This is a genomic window from Streptomyces sp. NPDC056738 (assembly GCF_042790435.1).
Lineage (GTDB): Bacteria > Actinomycetota > Actinomycetes > Streptomycetales > Streptomycetaceae > Streptomyces.
The window spans coordinates 31602-48040 of the sequence record NZ_JBHTZF010000001.1 but is presented as its reverse complement, the minus strand read 5'-3'; the positions used below and the strand labels follow the sequence as shown (position 1 = coordinate 48040).

Genomic DNA, 16439 nt, shown 5'->3' with positions numbered 1-16439 from the left:
CCCGGCGCCCTGTGCCCATCCTCGACCGGGAAGCGAGCGCGAGGGGCCATAGATGGACGGTGCAGCCGGCCATCCCGGTGGACCGAGATCCCGAACAGGAGACGATCGGCGTGAGTATCAGCGTGAGCGAACACACCGGGAACGTCACCGGCGAACTCGGCGATCTCTTCCACGTCTTCGACACGACGCTGCGCGACGGCGCGCAGCGCGAGGGCATCAACCTCACCGTGGCGGACAAGCTGGCCATCGCGCGGCACCTGGACGACTTCGGGGTCGGCTTCATCGAGGGCGGCTGGCCCGGCGCCAACCCCCGCGACACCGAGTTCTTCGCCCGCGCGCAGAGCGAACTCGACCTCGAGCACGCCCGGCTCGTCGCCTTCGGCGCCACCCGCAGGGCCGGCGCCACGGCGAGCGAGGACCTCCAGGTCAAGGCACTCCTGGACTCCGGTGCCCCGGTGATCACGCTGGTCGCCAAGGCGCACGACCGGCATGTGGAACTGGCACTGCGCACCACGCTGGAGGAGAACCTGGAGATGGTCCGCGACACCGTCTCCCACCTCGTGGCGCAGGGCCGCCGGGTCTTCGTGGACTGCGAGCACTTCTTCGACGGCTACCGCGCCAACCCCGCCTACGCCAAGGCGGTCGTGCGGGCCGCGCACGAGGCCGGCGCCGACGTGGCCGTGCTCTGCGACACCAACGGCGGCATGCTCCCCGCCCAGGTCCAGGCGATCGTGCAGACGGTCCTCGCGGACACCGGCGCCCGCCTCGGCATCCACGCCCAGGACGACACCGGCTGCGCGGTCGCCAACACCCTGGCCGCCGTCGACGCGGGCGCCACCCACGTGCAGTGCACCGCCAACGGCTACGGCGAGCGGGTCGGCAACGCCAACCTCTTCCCCGTGGTCGCCGCGCTGGAACTCAAGTACGCCATGAGGGTCCTGCCCGAGGGCAAGCTCCGCGAGACCACCCGCATCTCCCACGCCATCGCCGAGGTCGTCAACCTCACCCCCTCCACCCACCAGCCCTACGTCGGTGTCTCCGCCTTCGCGCACAAGGCCGGCCTGCACGCCTCCGCCATCAAGATCGACCCGGACCTGTACCAGCACATCGACCCCGAACTCGTCGGCAACCGGCTGCGGATGCTCGTCTCCGACATGGCCGGCCGCGCCTCCATCGAGCTCAAGGGCAAGGAACTCGGCATCGACCTCGGCGGCGACCGCGAACTGGTCGGCCGGGTCGTCGAGCGGGTCAAGGAGCGCGAACTCCAGGGCTACACGTACGAGGCCGCCGACGCCTCCTTCGAACTCCTGCTGCGCGCCGAGGTCGCGGGCAGGCCGCTGCGCTACTTCCGGGTCGAGTCCTGGCGGGCCATCCTGGAGGACCGCCCCGACGGCAGCCACGCCAGCGAGGTCACGGTGAAACTGTGGGCCAAGGGTGAGCGCATCGTCGCCGCCGCCGAGGGCAACGGCCCCGTCAACGCCCTGGACCGCGCCCTGCGCGTGGGCCTGGAGCAGATCTACCCGCAGCTCGCCCGCCTCGGCGTGGTCGACTACAAGGGCCGCATCCTGGAAGCCCGGCACGGCACGGAGTCCACCACCCGGGTCCTGATCTCCACGACCGACGGGGCGCACGAGTGGTCCACGGTGGGCGTCGCCGAGAACGTCATCGCCGCGTCCTGGCAGGCACTGGAGGACGCGTACACCTACGGCCTGCTCCGGGCCGGCGTCGACCCCGTCGGCTGACGCCCGGGACCGGCCAGGCGGCCCCCGAACTCCCGCCGCCCGCAGAGAACTTGGGCGCGACCGTCAACCGCCTCGCGCATGGCGCCACGATGTCCCGGACGGCCCCTCACGTTCCCGCAGATGAAGGGCCCGCAGGGGGAGCGCACCCCTGCTTGCCGGGCCTGCTGCTTGTGCGTGGTGCCACAATGATGCGATTATGGCGCCATGGATCTCACGCCGTACGTCGACACTCTCCGCCGGGAACTCGCGGTGGCCGCCGAGGCCGGCGGCAAGGAAGCGGGCGAGCTGGCCGAGCGGCTGACCGCCCCGCTGGAGTCGGCGACCCGGCTGGTCATGCTCAACGTCCTGTCCGCCGCGATGGACGAGATCACCCGTGAGCTCGCGCCCGGCTCGGTCGACGTACGGCTGCGCGGCCTGGACCCCGCCTTCGTGGTGACGCTGCCCCCCGCCGACGACGAGCCCGCCACGGAACCGGCCGAGTCCACCGAGCCCTTCAGGGCCCCGGCCCCGGCCGACGGCGACGAGGGCGGCACCGCCCGCGTCAACCTGCGCCTGCCCGCCCACCTCAAGGCACGCGCCGAGGAGGCGGCGAGCCGCGAGGGCCTGTCGGTCAACGCCTGGCTGGTACGCGCGGTGGCGGCCGCGGTCGACGGCGGCCCCCGCACCCGCGCCCCCGAGCGGGCCCGGGCCGGACAGAGCTTCACCGGCTGGGTCCGCTGACCCCGCCCCTCCCGGGCATCCGCCCGCACCACCTCACACACCACCCGCCCCACCAGCGGGACCACTGAAAACCTGAGACCCGAAGACCTGAGACCCGAAGACCTGAGACCTGAGATCCCCGACCTGGGCCTTGGGCCTTGGGACTCGGGACCTGAAGACCCGGAGGACGGGGCGGCCATGCCTACTTTCGACACCCCCGACGCGATCGAGGTCACGGCGCGCGTGGATGCCGGCTCCATCCGCTTCACCGCCTCCGAACGCACCGACACCGTCGTCGAGGTACGCCCCCGCGACCCCGAGAAGAGCCTCGACGCGCGGACGGCCGAGCGGACCGAGGTCGGACACACCGGCGGCACCCTGACGATCCGCACGCCCCGCTCCGGCCGGTTCGGCCGCCCCGGCACCGTCGACGTGACGGTCGAACTGCCCACGGGCTCCCACCTCGACGTGAGCGGGGCCTGGACCCAGGTCCTTGGCGAGGGCCGGTTCGGCGAGGTCCGGGTGAAGACCTCATCCGGCGACACCCGCCTGTCCACGACCGGCCCGCTGCACCTGACCGCCGCGCACGGCTCGGTCACCGTCGAACGGGTCGAGGGCAAGGCCGAGATCACCACCAGCACCGGCAGCCTGCGCGTCGGCCTGATCGAGGGCCCCGCCGTGCTGAGGAACTCCCACGGCGGCACGAGCGTCGACACCGCGACCGGCGAACTGCGGGTGAGCAACGCCGACGGCGACATCGAGATCGGGCGCGCCGCCGGCTCGGTGACCGCCACCACCGCCCACGGCACCGTGCGCGTGGACGAAGTGGCCTGTGGCGCCGTCCGGTTGGAGACCGCGCACGGCGCCGTCGAGGTCGGCGTCCGTGAGGGCACGGCCGCCTGGCTCGACATCAGCGCGGGCTCCGGCCGGGTACGCAACACCCTCACCGCCTCCGGGCCCCCGGAGCGGACCGAGGACACCGTGAGGATCCGCGCCCGCACCGGTCACGGCGACATCCGCGTCGGCCGCGCCCGCACCTGAACGGGGCCCGCACACGGGCAGGTGCGCGCACCGGACGGCCCGCGCACCGGAGCCTGTGCGTTGGAGGGTCTGTGCACCGGATGGCCCGCGCATCGGAGGGTCTGCGTACGGAGGGTCTGCGATAAAGGGCTTCCGTCGGCCAGGGCTCCGGTCCTATCGTCTGAGCCCGTGATCAATGACGGCGTTCCCCTGCCCCCGACGGTCTACCCGCTCGCCAAGGGCCGCGTGTGGGCCATGCTGGCCGGCTCGCTGGTCTTCGTCGCCGCGGGCGTCGGCTTCCTGGCCGCCCACAGCGACGTGAAGATGACGGTGGCCGGGGCGCTGGCCGTGCCGTTCTTCGGGTTGTGCTCGGTGCTCATCGGCCGCCGACTGCTCCGCGGCCGGCCGGAGTTGGTGCTGGACGACACGGGAGTGGACCACGTCAGCCTGGGCCGGTTCGGCTGGGAGGAGATAGCCGCCGTTCGGATACGCGAGCAGCGGGTGCGCAACACCTCGCAGCGGTTCATCGAGCTGGTGCTGCACGACCCGGACGCCTATCTGGCCCGGGCGCCCCGGCTCGTCCGCGGCACCGCGTCCATGAACGCACGGCTCGGTTTCGGCCCGGCCAACATGACCACGAACACCCTGCCGGTGCCGCCCGAGGCGGTCCTGGAGGCGATGCTGCGCCACCGCCCCGGACTCGCCGTACAGCACTGAGCGTCCTGCCGGCCGGCCCGCGCTAGTCGTGGTCGGCGTCCTCCGTCGCGGTGTCCTGCGGGGCCGTCCTGGGACCGGTGTGGAGGACCTCGCGGGCCTGTTCGGCGGCGCGGGTGATGCTCTCGCTGATGAAGTCGAGGAAGCGGGCGACGTTCTCCAGGCGGACGGCGGCGGGGGTGTCACGGCCAAGGACGGCCACGCCCTGGCGCGCGGTCCTGACGACCTCGTCGTTGGCGCGGGCGCTGGCGATCGTCGCCTGGTAGAAGAGCTCGTTGTCGACGACGTATCGGTCGCGGCGCCCCTCGTCGCGCTCCCGGCGCACCAGGCTCTGGCTCTCCAGGAACGTGATGGCCTTGGAGATGGATGCCGGGCTGACCTGGAGGCGCTGGGCGAGCTCGGAGGCGGTCATGCTGCCCGCGTCGGAGGTGAACAGACACGTCAGCACCCGGGCCGGGATCTTGGGCATGCCCGAGCCCATGAGGACGGTGGTGAAGGTCTCCTCGTACTCGGCCACCGCCTCGGCGTCGCGTCCGTGCGCCAGGGGAGGCGCCTCCGTCCCGCGGGCGGGGGAGGTCCTGCGCCGGTGGGCGCGGCGCTCGGTGGCGCGGTGGGCGAGATGGGCGCGGTAGGCGGTGGGACCGCCGTTGCGCATCACCTCCCGCGTGACCGTCGAGGTGGGACGGCCCAGGCTCCGGGCGATCTCGGCGTAGGGGAGGCTGTCGGCCAGCCCCAGCGCGATCTGCTGGCGTTCCTGCTGGGTGAGTCTGCCTCCCGGCATCGCGGTCTCCTCGGTGATCCCTCGCAACGGTCCCTGGACCCGCTCACTATAGCGTTCACCTCTCACCCATTGCAATGATCGAGTCGAGGGATGTTGCGTTACTCCCTGACCGGTTGCAACATTTTCACCGCAACCACCTGCGCAGATGCCGCTTTCATGCAACGACTATGTTGCCCGAAATTGGAAAGCAACGTAGCGTTTCCAATGTCAGAAACGACATTGAGCAAAGGAGCGCACGATGCAGACGTTCACCACCCCCGCCCCGGTCTCCGCCGTCCTGGACCTCCCCGCCGGACGCGTCCGGTTCATCGCCGCGGACCGCACCGACACCACCGTCGAGGTCCTGCCCGCCGACCCCGCCAAGAGCCGCGACACCAAGGCCGCCGAGCGGACCACCGTCACCTGCGCCGACGGCGTCCTGCGGATCACCGCCCCCGAGACCGGCAACGGCCTCCTCGGCGCCGCCGGATCCCTGGACGTCACCGTCCGGCTCCCCGCCGGCTCCCGCGTCGAGGCCACGACCGCCAGTGCCGAACTGCGCTGCGAGGGACGCCTCGGCGACATCGCCTTCGACGGCGCCTGGCGTCACATCCGGATCGATCAGGCCGCGAGCCTGCACCTGACCGCGAGCGACGGCGACGTCGAGGTCGGCCGGCTGGACGGCCCCGCACGGATCAGCACCGCCCGCGGCGACATCCGTATCGCCGAAGCCGTACGCGGCACGCTCACGCTGGACACCCAACTCGGCGACATCACCGTCACCGCCGCCCCCGGCGTCTCGGCCGCCCTGGCCGCGGACACCGGCACCGGCCGCATCGCCAACACCCTCAAGAACGACGGCACCACCGCACTCGACATCCACGCCACGACCGCCCGAGGCGACATCACGACCCGCAGCCTCTGAGCCCCCTCGCCCCGACAGACGACCCACCAACACAGGAGAACCCTCATGACCAAGAACGGGAACGGGAACAACACCCCCTCGAACGGCACGACATGGACCGGCATGGTCCCCGTCGACGACACCGCCCTCGCCGTCACCGACACCGGCGGCCCCGGCATCCCCGTCCTCTACCTCAACGGCCAGTTCGCCACCCAGGGCTACTGGCGGCGGGTCATCGCCGAACTGGGCCCCGGATGGCGCCACATCACCTACGACGAACGCGCCCGAGGCAAATCCAGGCGCTCGGCGGACTACTCCTTCGAGGCGGCCGTCCGTGACGTCGACGCCGTCCTGGCCGCCCGGGGCGTGGACCGCGCGGTGGTGGCCGGCTGGTCCTACGGCGCGTTCGTCGGGGCCCACTGGGCCCACCGCAACCCCACGCGCGCCCTGGGCGCCGTCCTGGTCGAAGGCGCCCAGCCCTACGACTGGCTGGACGAGGCCATGGAGGCGCGGATCCGGAAACTGTTCCGCAGGATGGGCTGGTTCCTGCCGCTGCTGCGCCCCACGGGCCTGGCCCCGCGGATGAACGCCGACCAGATGGCCGCCACCAACATCGAACTCGGCAAGCTCGCCCGCGAACGCGAACTGGCCCCGGTCCTGGACGGCATCACCGTCCCGGTGCGCTACGTCGTCGCCTCCGGCGCGTCCCTGGGAAGCAAGGGCGACGAACAGGAACGGATCCGCGCCGCCCTGGACGCGGTGACCGCCCGCAACCCGAACATCGAGATCAGCGCGAAGGTCCCCAGCAACCACGACGCGATCCTGAAGAAGGACTACAAGGCCGTGGCCAAGGCCATCCGCGACACCACCACCCCGGCCCGTGACACGAACTGACACCACACCCGCCCACCACCTGAGCCCCCCGAGGGTGAACGCTGAACGCTACCTCCGCGACAGCGTTCACCCTCACTCCTTCGCCCTGCGCCGCCGCACGTTTCCGCAGGTCTGGAGCCCGGCGTGCCGTCCTGCTAGGATTGATCTTGAGCTGAACGGCGGAAGTCGCGCTGGTCGGTGTTGCGTTGGTGGTCCAAGGAAAGACGCCCCGCTTCCTGCGGGGAAATGCAGGTGCAAGGCCTGCCCGGCGCTCTGCGAAGACCCTGTCCCGGTTGCCCGGGACGGGGTCTTTTTTCGTCCCCGGAGCCGATGATTCGGGCCGGTTCGCGGCCCCTACGCCCTCGCTCAGCCTTTGGTGATGCAGAAGGGATGTCCGGCGGGATCGGTGAGGATGAGCGCCCTGGGTGCGTGTGGCTGGTGGTTGAGCCTGCCCGCGCCCAGTTCCAGCAGCCGGGCCTCGGCCTCCTCCAGGTCCCCCTCGACCTCGAAGCAGAGGTGAAGCTGCTGCGGCACGCTCTGACCGGGCCAGCTAGGAGCCCGGTAGCGGTCCACTCGCTGGAAACCGATGAAGAGTCCGTCCTCACGGTTGAGACCCGCGAAGTCCACGTCCGACTTCGGGTGCGGTTCGAGGGCGGTGGCCTGCCGGTAGAACGCCGCCAGTGCCAACGGATCAGGGCAGTCAAGGGTTATCGCGCTCAACCTCATGCGCTGGGGCATGACACCTCCGGACCGGCCAGTGGACTTCCTCGGCCAACACCCTAGAGACGCCCGCCTACCGGCCGGGACCCCGGCCACACGCTCCTGTCCGGTTCACGCCCACGCATCCCTGCGTCGCCGACGAGAGCTGGTCGCGCGGCCCGGAACTCCGCAGGCTCCCGCACGGAGGCTGCCCTGTCCCTCCGACCTGGTTCCTGGGCACGGGAGTTGGGCCACACGCGGGCGCGGAGTGCGAATCAGGTTGCCGCCGTCTGCGCGGCAACCTGCGGACCAAGTCCACCGAAGCTTCCTGGTGAGGCGATTCTGCTTCGTGAACTCACATGCTGAGAAAGGGAGTTGATCCCTGGGTTGATACCGCGGGTGGTGGCGGGGGAGGGTCGCGCACTGCGGACCGGGAGATTCGTGAACGCCTGGCCCCGGACACTGTCCGGTCCGGGAAGCCTTGCCGCCCGCTGTCGTGGAACTGGTGCCGAGAATGCACGGTACGGCGGGCGGCCACCCGGGTGATGTGTCAGGGGCGGCGTCAGGCGTCGTTCGGCTTGTCCGCTGACGCGGGTGCCGGTTGCGCGTCGGTGCGCGGGGCGGTCAGGCGCGCGGGCGGCGTCGGCGCAGCAGGCGCCGTCGTCGGGGGGTGCGGAAGACCGCATAGAGCCCGGCGGCGAAGGAGAAGACGAACAGGCCGCCGGCTGTAGTGGCGATGATGGGGGCGGAGGCGCCGGCCGAGGCCAGGACCGAGCCGACCGCCGTCATCGCGAGGACCGCGATCACCCCGACGGCCAGCAGAGGGATGCTGCGGGCGGTGGGCGACTCGGCGGAGGTCACCAGTCGCACTTCGGCCTTGAGGTGACGGACGTCGATGAGGACGGAGGCCGTCTCTTTGTCGATCAGGACCCCGCGGCCCTCGTCGGGCTGTTCGTTGGTCAGGTCGGTGGTGCGGGTGGTTGAGCCGTTGGTGTGGGTCATGCGCTTGCCATCCATCGCGACGTCGATGTTGGAAGGGCCGCGGCCGCCGTTCGTGCGCGGTCCCGGCGGAGCGACTGCAACCACCCTTAGTGATCTTGAGTCGACTCTACGCAACAAAGTAGCACCGCCGTAAGGCGGATGACCAGATGATGCATGCCGATAAGGCGCCCAATGCATGCTGTTTATATGCCAGTTGGAGGGCTGGGTGGCTCCTGTTGCGCGTGATGCCGATGTGGGCCGCCGTCGTACCGTCCGGGGTGCGGTCCGCCCGTGATGGCCCCGGCGTGAGGGTGTCCCCATGGCGGTTCCCGTGCTGCGCAACGGAGTTACCGGACATCCGGGGGTGCGGGGGCGCCGGAGGGGGGCGCCTCGGACGACTTCCCTCCGGTGACGCCCAGTTGGAGGCGATTCCCCCATGCCGGCCGGCCCTCGGGGTGATGGTCTCCCACATGGCGGTCCGCCTGCACGCGCATCCGCGCGCGGGCGGTGCGGCCGCTTCAAGCTCCTGGAGGGGCCGCTCTTCTGTCCCGTATCTCTGTGCCCGGATGCCAGGAGTTGAGAGTCTGAACGGAATGCCACATGCGAATAATCCGCGTAACAAGCGCCGATCAGATGGTTTTTAACTTGACGTCACGGGGGATAAGGAGTGTACTGGACCGACATCACCACACTGGCACAGGTGGGGAGCTACGGGGGTGCGGGCTCATGGGCGATCGTTGGGGTTCGCTCGTGGGTGCCGATTGCACGACTTGGGGGAAGTAGGCAGCCGCGGCAAAGGCCGGGGTATGCCTGCTTCGGCGTGTCGATCGCCCGACGTGTGCGCGCAGTGTGGTCCGTCACCGCCCGACGGGGGTCGGCGGTGCGACGATTGAGGAAGCGTGGAAGATGACTGCGAGCACCGCATCCAGCCGACGAGAAACCACCACCGCCGAACGCGTCACGGTCAACCTCAGTGCCCGGTCCTCCGCGGCCCTGGAAGCCGCCGCCGGCCTGTCAGGTGACACGAAGACGGACACGATCAACCGCGCCATCCAGGTCTACGCATACCTGGAGGAGATCGCCAGCCGTGGCGGAGAGCTCTTTGTCCGGGAGCCCGGCGAGGAGTCCCCGGTCCGGCTCCGGTTCTTCTGACGTCCGTCGGCCGGCTCCGGCCGCCCGGTGCATCCGTCCGACTCGTGAGGGAGGGGCACGATGATCCTGTACGACCAGCGACTCCCCAGTTCCCCGGCGCAGGTCGCGCGCCCGCCCGCCACGGACAGTCCCGAACGCTCGCACGCCGAACGGCTCGAGTTGCTTCGCCAGGAACTGAACTCGCTTCGCCGGCAACTGAACCGGCACTCCGACACGGCGATCACCATCGGGGTCTTCGGAGGTTACTCCGGCGGCAAGACCTCGTGGGTGACCGCGCTGTTCAGTGCGCCGGCACCGTCGCCGGCGTGCCCGGCCCCGAGTAGTCGGGTGCGCGTGGTGGACACACCCGGACTGACAGACGCCGTCGCCGTCGATCGGCCGACGGTTGATGGGGAAGGCGTGCTGCTGCAACGCGGTACACCGAGGCGTCCAGCACCGCGGTTGCCGTCGAGGCGTCGCGTCTGCCGAGGGCCGGCTGCCAGTTGCCGGCCAGGGCAGGCGGCCGGCGGGAGGGCGTCCCCCGCCCGACGACGGCGTCCACCACCATCGGTATGCCAAGGCCTGGACGGACCTTGCCTGCCCCGCCACGGTCTGCACGAGGCAACCCATCCCAGGTGCCGCAGCAGTTGAGTTGCCTGATCCCGTTCGGGCGGTGGAAGCCCCCCAGACGGACAGCCCGCAGGGGACTTCCCTGCACGCAGGGCAAGGGCTCGCACGGGGATAGTCGGTTGCGGCGGCTGCGCTTGTCGCCGGGGGCTACTCTCGGCGCGTGATCATCCATTGGACGGAGTGGCCACCGCGCAAGCGGCCCCCGCGGCGGCGTGCCGTGGCGGGGGTCGCGGTGGCGCTGGTCGCGGGGTTCGTCTGGTGGGCCACTCGCCCGGTGACGCCGCCGTGCGCCAATCCTGTGGTCCTGATGGGGCCGAGCACGTACGTCAGCGCATCGGGTGAGCTCACGCCTGCGGGCGAGGCGTACGTGAGACGCCGGGCGGAGAAGGCGAGGGCGTCGGGGAAGTGCGCACCGATCCACGCCCGCTGGCACGACTGGCTGAGCTGACACCCCTGCCAGGGCCGGCAGCGCTGTGACGGTCGTTTCCGCAGGTCTGGAGCACGGCGTGCCGTCCTGCTACGATTGATCTTGAGCTGAACGGCGGAAGTCGCGCTGGTCGGTGTTGCGTTGGTGGTCCAAGGAAAGACGCCCCGCTTCCTGCGGGGAAATGCAGGTGCAAGGCCTGCCCGGCGCTCTGTGAAGACCCCGTCCCGGTTGCCCGGGACGGGGTTTTTCGATGCCTGGAACCGGTGGCGCAGCCGGTGTCGGAGCAGAGCCGGTGGCCTGGAGGCGGCGAGGCGGCGGATTCACGGGTGCGCTCAGCCGCGTACGGGCGAACGTGGCCGGCGGCATCAGCCCAGCGTGATCTCCTCGCCGATTCCCCGCTCGCGGGCGGCCGCCACGACCAGGGCCGTGGCCGCGGCGTCCTGCACCGCCACACCGACCGACTTGTAGAGAGTGATCTGGTCCGGCGAGGTGCGCCCCGGTTTGCTGCCGGTGATGAGTTCGCCCAGTTCGGCGTGCACGTGATCGGGGGTGATGAGGCCGTCGCGGATCGGCGCGAGCAGGTCGTTGCTGCCCGCGGGGAGCGGGGAGAGCACGGCGCGGCGCGATTCGACGCACACCAGCGCCTCGGCGACGGTGGCGTCGTCGATCTCGCGGCCGGCCGGGTTGTACCCCACGGACGTGATGTGCACCCCGGGCGTCAGCCAGGGGCGGCGGATCACGGGTTCGACGGCGTGGGTCGTCGCGGCGGCGATGTCCGCGCCCTCGAGCGCCTCGGCGTAGCCGGACACGGCCCGGACCTCGGCCTCCAGGACGGCTGAGAGCTCCCCGGCCAGGGTGGCGGCTTTCACCGGGTCCCGGCCGGCCACGCGGATGTGCCGGATCGGGCGGACCCGGCAGATCGCGTGGGCGTGGGACCTGGCCTGCACCCCGGTGCCCAGCACCGCCAGCACCGTCGCGTCCTTGCGGGCCAGCAGCCGTGCCGACAGCGCGGAACAGGCTCCGGTCCGCGCCGCGGTGATGGCCGTACCGTCCAGCAGGGCCACGGGCTCGCCGGTGTCCGGATCGAACGCCGCGATCAGCGCCTGATGCGTAGGCAGCGACACCCCGTCGTTGTGCGGGAAGAGCGACACCAGCTTGGTCATGAGCACCCTGGCCGACGGCAGGAAACCCGGCATGGCCGCCAGGAAGCCGTCACGTTCGGGCACCAGGGCGGCGACGCGGTCGGGTACTGAGGCGCGACCGGAGCTGAGGTCCGCCATCGCCGGGGCCAGGGCGTCGATCAGCGAGTCCAAGGAGAGCAGGAATTCGACCTGCGAGCGGCCCAGAACAAGCATGCGCTTCAGCCTCCTGATCCCGGTCGCCCGGCCGACGACCGCCCGGCCCAAGCGTCAGCCCCACCCTCGCCGCCCCGCCACGACACGCGGTCCTTCCCGGGTACGTTCATCCGTACGCGCCTGAGCACATCAGCGTGCACACCGGCATTACGGGTGGAGCGCCGGCCCGATGCCCATCACGCCCAAGGGCGTCACAATCGATGAACCTCTTGGGCTGCGCCATCGGACTTCGCCGACCGCGCTCGTGGGTGCGGCGGGCATGATGGCCGACTGGAAACAGCTTCCGATCAAGCACGGACGACGAGGGAATCGTGGCCTACCGACTCAGCTTCTTCTGCCGTTCCGGAGAAGAGAGAGGCGACGAGGCGCTCGATCGCCTGCTGGACCACCTGCTGGAGGGCGGCGGCGGTCTGTGGGGCGAGTGGTTGGGGCCGTTCGAGGACTGGGTGGCCGCGTTCAGACTCGGCACGGGCAGCAGTGACGGCCTTGGCGCCGTCGCGGACCTGCTGACACTGGAAGTACACGTCGGCGTGGCCGAGATCGCGGAGAGGGTGATCGACGCGTCACCCGATGACGAGTGGGGCATCTGGGGAAGCGACTTGCTCGCCACCGTCACCCTCAGCGGAGACAACCCCGACTGGGCCTTGGTGCACCGCATTTGGGCCGCCGTGGCGGACCTGTGGGGGGCGGTTCCGTGGGACGAGTCCTCCGGATTCGAGATTGTGCTCTGACCGGGAAGGTTCGCCGGGTTGGCGGATCATTCCTGCTCGGAGGCAGCGGCGAGGTGACGGCGGCACAAGTCGGCAGCCGTGAGGTGGGGCCTGTGCAGTGCATCGCTGTAAAGCCGCATCTCACGAGCCGCTCGGTCCAAGCACTGCCAGAAACTGAGCGGCAGGTCGAGGTCGTCAGCGAGATCGACCAGGCAGTCGAAGGCGAGTCCCAGCTCGTTGTGCTCCAGGAACTCCAGCGTCGCTGAGAGATCGATGTCTGGCAGGCGTGTGAGGTGGGCTCGGGCGGCGCCGAGATGGTCACGGGTCTGATCCCAGCTGGTCTGCAGAGCTTCACGATCATCGGTCATGGCGCCAGTGTTGTCGGTGCCCTGATCGGGGTCACGCGACTTTCGTCGGTCGTCCGCCCCAGCGCAGGCCCTTCTCGCTGCGGATGCGAGCACGCTCCTTGCGCTGGGCGGCGAGGACGGCGGGGTGCCGAGCATCTCACCCAGGGATCCTTGTTGAACGGGACCGAGGCCGAGTTCGCGGCCCTGCGCCACCTCGCTCTCAAGGGCACCGACCACCGCAGCCACGACACGCGGTCCTTCCCGGGCACGTTCATCCGTACGCGCCTGAGCACATCAGCGTGCACACCGACGGGCCAGGCAGGGCACCGGCCCGTGCCCATCAGGCCATCAGCCCTGCGGGCCTGGAGCCTGGCACGCCGTCCTGTTACGATTGATCTTGAGCTGAACGGCGGAAGTCGCGCTGGTCGGTGTTGCGTTGGTGGTCCAAGGAAAGACGCCCCGCTTCCTGCGGGGAAATGCAGGTGCAAGGCCTGCCCGGCGCTCTGCGAAGACCCCGTCCCGGTTGCCCGGGACGGGGTCTTTTTCGTTGCGGCACGCTCGACAGGGAGTGTCTGAAGGGGCGTGGGCCAGGGAGCGATCCGGGATCGGCGAACGCCCGGTGCGCGCCGCTCAGTTGCGTGGCGGCAGCGCCACAGCACGGGCGATCGCATCGCCGACGCGCTCCGCGTGGTCCGGCAGGTGCTCGGCGGCCCAGCGGGTGGCCAGGGCCAGGAAGTCGGCAAGATCCTCCTCCGCTGCCGCCAGCAGGTGACGCAGCTCGGCCACGGGCACGTCGATCCACTGACTGGTCTCCGCACCCGAGTCTACGGTCAGGCGGACCATGGAGCCGTGGCGTTCGGCGGACGGTGAGGGATCGTGACCGAGCCACGCGGCGCAACCGTCACCGTCGAGGACGTCCAGCCAGTCGCCCCGGTCCTCCAGGCCGCTGCAGCAGCCCGGCACCAGACGGGTGCCGGTGACGGTGGCGGTCACCTGAAGCCCGCCCGCCGCGAACAGCGGGTCCATGGTCAGCAGCCCGTGGAGGAATCCGCCGAGCGGGTCGTCGGGACGCGGTGGACGGTCGTCCCCGGGATCGAGGTCATTGCAGGCGGCCAGCGCCATCACCGCGGTACCCACGTCAGCCGGCGTCAGCGTTCCGTCGAGCGCCAGGAAGGTGTAGGGCGTGACGTCAGAGACCGGCCACAGGTCGAAGGACTCATGACTCGGGATCTCCAGGACGGGCCGCACAATGATCACCCATGGATCATGCCGCAAGCCGCTACGGGGGCACGACTGTATTCGGTTGCGGCTCAACCGAGGAAGCGCGCGGAGGAAGCGCCGCCCTCGTGGACTTCCTGCGGCAGGGACGTCGAGTGTCGCGGCAGCACTCACCGCGACACTCGACGCGGACCGGCTCACGCCGTCGGCCGCGGTCCCCTCCGGCCCGTGTCGCCGCCCTGCCAGGCAGGCTGGAGAGCTGGTGAAGTCCCGGCCGGACTAACGGAGTTCATCCAGGATTCTGAGGACGAGCATGGAGACGGCGATGAAGGTGCAGCCTGCCCATCCGACGGCGTCGAGGCTGGAAGCGTGCAGCTCCTTGGCGACGATGTAGGAGCCCAGGCTCGCCGACAGCCCCCCGAGCAGAGCGACGGCTATCGAGAGCAGTTTCTGGGATCGCGACGCTGGGGGGCGCCTGGAGGGAGAGGTCATGAGACCCCTCCCCAACGCCGATCTATCTTTGAAGTGGCCGGTGACGTGCCGTAGTTGTTGCCCGGCATCGCGGGGGTGCGGGCGCCTGGGCAGCCACAGGCACCCTTCCTGTCGACACGGGTCGGGCTACTATCTGCCATGAGGCTTCCTTGTTCATTTGAGTGGACGTAGGCGCTTCGCGATGGGGGAGTCCTCGGCCGATGCTTTGCCGGCTGGCCGATCGACTCCCCTTTCCGCTGCGACGACTCTCCAAGCGCTATTGGCCGGAAAACCCCTTGCCGAGCTGCGAGTTTAGAGTATTTCGTGGTCTCTTCTCATCATTTTCCCTCCCTTTTCGTGCCGAGCCGGGTAATTTTGATGGCCTTGGCAGCCAACGGTGCTGGCGTCATACTGATTGGCGAAACTGGAACTCGCTGATGGTGTCCGGGTAATCGGATGGGGGAGCTGTGGTCTTATCGGATCCGGCGCGCATATGGTGCAAGAGCTCTGTCAGCGGTGTGGAAAACTGTGTCGAAGTGAGGCGCGGAGATTCGATCATGGTGCGGGATTCCAAAACTCCCGGCGGATCCGTCCTGGTCATCAGCCCTCCATGCTGGAATTATTTCCTTCAGTCCATCAAGGATGTTTCCGGAGTTCCGTCGATGATCGGCGTATGACGGCCGGAGTTCTCTTCTTCAGGCCGCCTGTGGTGAGCTGCGCCATTCGTTGACCGGGAGCGCGAACTGGTTCTCCACCTCCCAGAATGACTCCAGGTATTCTTCGATGCTGCGGTGGACTCCGACCGTCGCCTTGTCCCGGAGGATGACGCTGCCGTCAGGGTTTTCGAGGTAGACGACGCGGTCCTGTTCCGGACTGGCGAACTCGAAGATCACGTACGGTGAGCGCAGGAGTGGGTACAGGCCCGCGGCGAACGGAATGACCCCCACGCTGACGTGAGGGAGGTCATTCATCGTGGCCAGATACTCCAGTTGGGCCTCCATGATCGCGGTGCTGCCCACGACGCGCCGGAGAGCGGACTCGTCGATCAGGAAGTTGAGTTCCACGCCGCTGGACTGATGGATCACGCGTTCCTGGCGCCTCATGCGGAGCTCCAGGAGGTCGTCCTTCTCCGGTACGACGGACTGGTCCAGTACGGTCCGGGCGTATTCCTCTGTCTGCAGGAGTCCCGGAATGTAAAGGGCTTCGAAGTTCCGGATCACCGATGCGGACGCCTCGTATCCGAGATATGACTGGAACCCTTCGGAAAGGAGTTGCCGGTATTCGTGCCACCATGGCTGGCGTCGTGCTTCCTGGGCGCTGGCGAGAAGCTCGGAGGCTTTCTCCTTGGAGAGTCCGTAGAAATCGATCAATGCCCTGAGGTCGGTGATGGAGATCTTCACCCTGCCCGACTCCAGGCGCATGACTTTGGAGAGGGACCAGACCATCGCCTCCGCGACGTTCGGCTGCGAGAAGCCGGCCTCTTTGCGGGCTGCCTGCAGCTGAGTGCTCAGTCGCTTTCTGAGAAAGATCGGATCGGCGTCGGGCACGGTTGTCTCCTAGTGTTGCTACAGGTCGGTCCGCGGCCCGTCACCTTGCCCGCCCCTAAGACGACCAGAAGCTTGTTGACTCGCGGATTTTTGCTACCTGTCACTATGCCTCTATCACCCGGGTCGCCGCGTAAACATCATCGAACGAAAGTTGTGACGACAGAGGAAAAACGACACTTCTGAGGGGTTATTCAGGAAGCGAAGATCAACG

18 protein-coding genes and 1 pseudogene are annotated in these 16439 nt (G+C 69.4%); 10 read left to right on the top strand and 9 right to left on the bottom strand.

All coding sequences use genetic code 11. The features are described 5' to 3' along the window. Positions 1-110 precede the first annotated feature (110 nt). The 4 genes from cimA to ACFRIC_RS00230 all read left to right on the top strand — a co-directional run bounded on the left by cimA (position 111) and on the right by ACFRIC_RS00230 (position 4178). Positions 111-1742: a citramalate synthase gene (cimA, locus tag ACFRIC_RS00245; RefSeq protein WP_382778206.1), complete on the top strand. Its 1632-nt coding sequence runs from the start codon at positions 111-113 to the stop codon at positions 1740-1742. Between the two features lie 204 nt (positions 1743-1946). Further along, positions 1947-2462 carry a hypothetical protein gene (locus tag ACFRIC_RS00240; RefSeq protein ID WP_382778205.1) on the top strand — a complete coding sequence of 172 codons (516 nt, stop codon included), beginning with the start codon at positions 1947-1949 and terminating at the stop codon, positions 2460-2462. Between the two features lie 177 nt (positions 2463-2639). Beyond that, on the top strand, positions 2640-3482 hold the full coding sequence (locus ACFRIC_RS00235; protein ID WP_382778204.1) for a DUF4097 domain-containing protein: 843 nt from the start codon (positions 2640-2642) through the stop codon (positions 3480-3482). A gap of 168 nt (positions 3483-3650) precedes the next feature. Beyond that, a complete protein-coding gene (locus ACFRIC_RS00230) occupies positions 3651-4178 on the top strand; it encodes an STM3941 family protein (protein WP_382778203.1) in 528 nt (175 codons plus the stop codon). Between the two features lie 22 nt (positions 4179-4200). On the opposite strand, the gene ACFRIC_RS00225 is transcribed toward ACFRIC_RS00230, so the two are convergent. Next, positions 4201-4956 (bottom strand): helix-turn-helix domain-containing protein, encoded by a 756-nt coding sequence (locus tag ACFRIC_RS00225; RefSeq protein ID WP_382778202.1) that lies wholly within the window; start codon positions 4954-4956, stop codon positions 4201-4203. 238 nt (positions 4957-5194) lie between these two features. On the opposite strand from ACFRIC_RS00225, the gene ACFRIC_RS00220 reads away from it, so the two are divergent. Together ACFRIC_RS00220 and ACFRIC_RS00215 are read left to right on the top strand one after the other, a co-directional pair. Continuing rightward, positions 5195-5860 (top strand): DUF4097 family beta strand repeat-containing protein, encoded by a 666-nt coding sequence (locus ACFRIC_RS00220; protein WP_382778201.1) that lies wholly within the window; start codon positions 5195-5197, stop codon positions 5858-5860. 45 nt (positions 5861-5905) lie between these two features. After that, positions 5906-6733 (top strand): alpha/beta fold hydrolase, encoded by an 828-nt coding sequence (locus ACFRIC_RS00215; RefSeq protein ID WP_382778200.1) that lies wholly within the window; start codon positions 5906-5908, stop codon positions 6731-6733. A gap of 345 nt (positions 6734-7078) precedes the next feature. On the opposite strand, the gene ACFRIC_RS00210 is transcribed toward ACFRIC_RS00215, so the two are convergent. Together ACFRIC_RS00210 and ACFRIC_RS00205 are read right to left on the bottom strand one after the other, a co-directional pair. Next, positions 7079-7450: a VOC family protein gene (locus ACFRIC_RS00210; protein WP_382778199.1), complete on the bottom strand. Its 372-nt coding sequence runs from the start codon at positions 7448-7450 to the stop codon at positions 7079-7081. Positions 7451-8035: 585 nt separating this feature from the next. Beyond that, positions 8036-8413, bottom strand: a complete 378-nt coding sequence (locus ACFRIC_RS00205) for a hypothetical protein (protein ID WP_382778198.1) — start codon at positions 8411-8413, stop codon at positions 8036-8038. Positions 8414-9298: 885 nt separating this feature from the next. Between ACFRIC_RS00205 and ACFRIC_RS00200 the strand changes: the two genes are divergently transcribed. Together ACFRIC_RS00200 and ACFRIC_RS00195 are read left to right on the top strand one after the other, a co-directional pair. Then, positions 9299-9544 carry a hypothetical protein gene (locus ACFRIC_RS00200; RefSeq protein ID WP_382778197.1) on the top strand — a complete coding sequence of 82 codons (246 nt, stop codon included), beginning with the start codon at positions 9299-9301 and terminating at the stop codon, positions 9542-9544. 769 nt (positions 9545-10313) lie between these two features. Further along, complete coding sequence (locus ACFRIC_RS00195) at positions 10314-10601, top strand: hypothetical protein (RefSeq protein ID WP_382778196.1); 288 nt, start codon at positions 10314-10316, stop codon at positions 10599-10601. Positions 10602-10945: 344 nt separating this feature from the next. On the opposite strand, the gene ACFRIC_RS00190 is transcribed toward ACFRIC_RS00195, so the two are convergent. After that, positions 10946-11935 carry an ornithine cyclodeaminase family protein gene (locus tag ACFRIC_RS00190; RefSeq protein WP_382778195.1) on the bottom strand — a complete coding sequence of 330 codons (990 nt, stop codon included), beginning with the start codon at positions 11933-11935 and terminating at the stop codon, positions 10946-10948. A 311-nt stretch (positions 11936-12246) separates the two neighbouring features. Here ACFRIC_RS00190 and ACFRIC_RS00185 point away from each other — a divergent pair, with 311 nt between their 5' ends. Further along, on the top strand, positions 12247-12666 hold the full coding sequence (locus tag ACFRIC_RS00185; RefSeq protein ID WP_382778194.1) for a hypothetical protein: 420 nt from the start codon (positions 12247-12249) through the stop codon (positions 12664-12666). 26 nt (positions 12667-12692) lie between these two features. On the opposite strand, the gene ACFRIC_RS00180 is transcribed toward ACFRIC_RS00185, so the two are convergent. From ACFRIC_RS00180 to ACFRIC_RS00165, 4 genes and pseudogenes are all read right to left on the bottom strand, one after another. Continuing rightward, positions 12693-13013, bottom strand: a complete 321-nt coding sequence (locus tag ACFRIC_RS00180) for a MafI family immunity protein (protein WP_382778854.1) — start codon at positions 13011-13013, stop codon at positions 12693-12695. A gap of 31 nt (positions 13014-13044) precedes the next feature. Beyond that, positions 13045-13149, bottom strand: a pseudogene (locus tag ACFRIC_RS00175) (IS630 family transposase); the annotation flags it as partial. A gap of 473 nt (positions 13150-13622) precedes the next feature. After that, positions 13623-14249 carry a hypothetical protein gene (locus ACFRIC_RS00170; protein WP_382778193.1) on the bottom strand — a complete coding sequence of 209 codons (627 nt, stop codon included), beginning with the start codon at positions 14247-14249 and terminating at the stop codon, positions 13623-13625. A 240-nt stretch (positions 14250-14489) separates the two neighbouring features. Then, a complete protein-coding gene (locus ACFRIC_RS00165; RefSeq protein ID WP_382778192.1) occupies positions 14490-14702 on the bottom strand; it encodes a hypothetical protein in 213 nt (70 codons plus the stop codon). 446 nt (positions 14703-15148) lie between these two features. Here ACFRIC_RS00165 and ACFRIC_RS00160 point away from each other — a divergent pair, with 446 nt between their 5' ends. Beyond that, positions 15149-15358 (top strand): DUF397 domain-containing protein, encoded by a 210-nt coding sequence (locus ACFRIC_RS00160; RefSeq protein WP_382778191.1) that lies wholly within the window; start codon positions 15149-15151, stop codon positions 15356-15358. A gap of 18 nt (positions 15359-15376) precedes the next feature. Here the strand turns inward: ACFRIC_RS00160 and ACFRIC_RS00155 are convergent, their stop codons facing one another. Next, positions 15377-16228: a helix-turn-helix domain-containing protein gene (locus ACFRIC_RS00155; RefSeq protein ID WP_382778190.1), complete on the bottom strand. Its 852-nt coding sequence runs from the start codon at positions 16226-16228 to the stop codon at positions 15377-15379. Positions 16229-16439 lie beyond the last annotated feature (211 nt).

Bases quoted from the DNA above. Each gene is read 5' to 3' on its own strand.
- ACFRIC_RS00180 (WP_382778854.1), bottom strand. From the start codon at position 13,013: ATGACCGATGATCGTGAAGCTCTGCAGACCAGCTGGGATCAGACCCGT.
- ACFRIC_RS00165 (WP_382778192.1), bottom strand. From the start codon at position 14,702: ATGACCTCTCCCTCCAGGCGCCCCCCAGCGTCGCGATCCCAGAAACTG.
- ACFRIC_RS00190 (WP_382778195.1), bottom strand. From the start codon at position 11,935: ATGCTTGTTCTGGGCCGCTCGCAGGTCGAATTCCTGCTCTCCTTGGAC.
- ACFRIC_RS00200 (WP_382778197.1), top strand. From the start codon at position 9,299: ATGACTGCGAGCACCGCATCCAGCCGACGAGAAACCACCACCGCCGAA.
- ACFRIC_RS00205 (WP_382778198.1), bottom strand. From the start codon at position 8,413: ATGACCCACACCAACGGCTCAACCACCCGCACCACCGACCTGACCAAC.
- ACFRIC_RS00240 (WP_382778205.1), top strand. From the start codon at position 1,947: ATGGATCTCACGCCGTACGTCGACACTCTCCGCCGGGAACTCGCGGTG.
- ACFRIC_RS00225 (WP_382778202.1), bottom strand. From the start codon at position 4,956: ATGCCGGGAGGCAGACTCACCCAGCAGGAACGCCAGCAGATCGCGCTG.
- ACFRIC_RS00235 (WP_382778204.1), top strand. From the start codon at position 2,640: ATGCCTACTTTCGACACCCCCGACGCGATCGAGGTCACGGCGCGCGTG.
- ACFRIC_RS00215 (WP_382778200.1), top strand. From the start codon at position 5,906: ATGACCAAGAACGGGAACGGGAACAACACCCCCTCGAACGGCACGACA.
- ACFRIC_RS00220 (WP_382778201.1), top strand. From the start codon at position 5,195: ATGCAGACGTTCACCACCCCCGCCCCGGTCTCCGCCGTCCTGGACCTC.
- ACFRIC_RS00210 (WP_382778199.1), bottom strand. From the start codon at position 7,450: ATGCCCCAGCGCATGAGGTTGAGCGCGATAACCCTTGACTGCCCTGAT.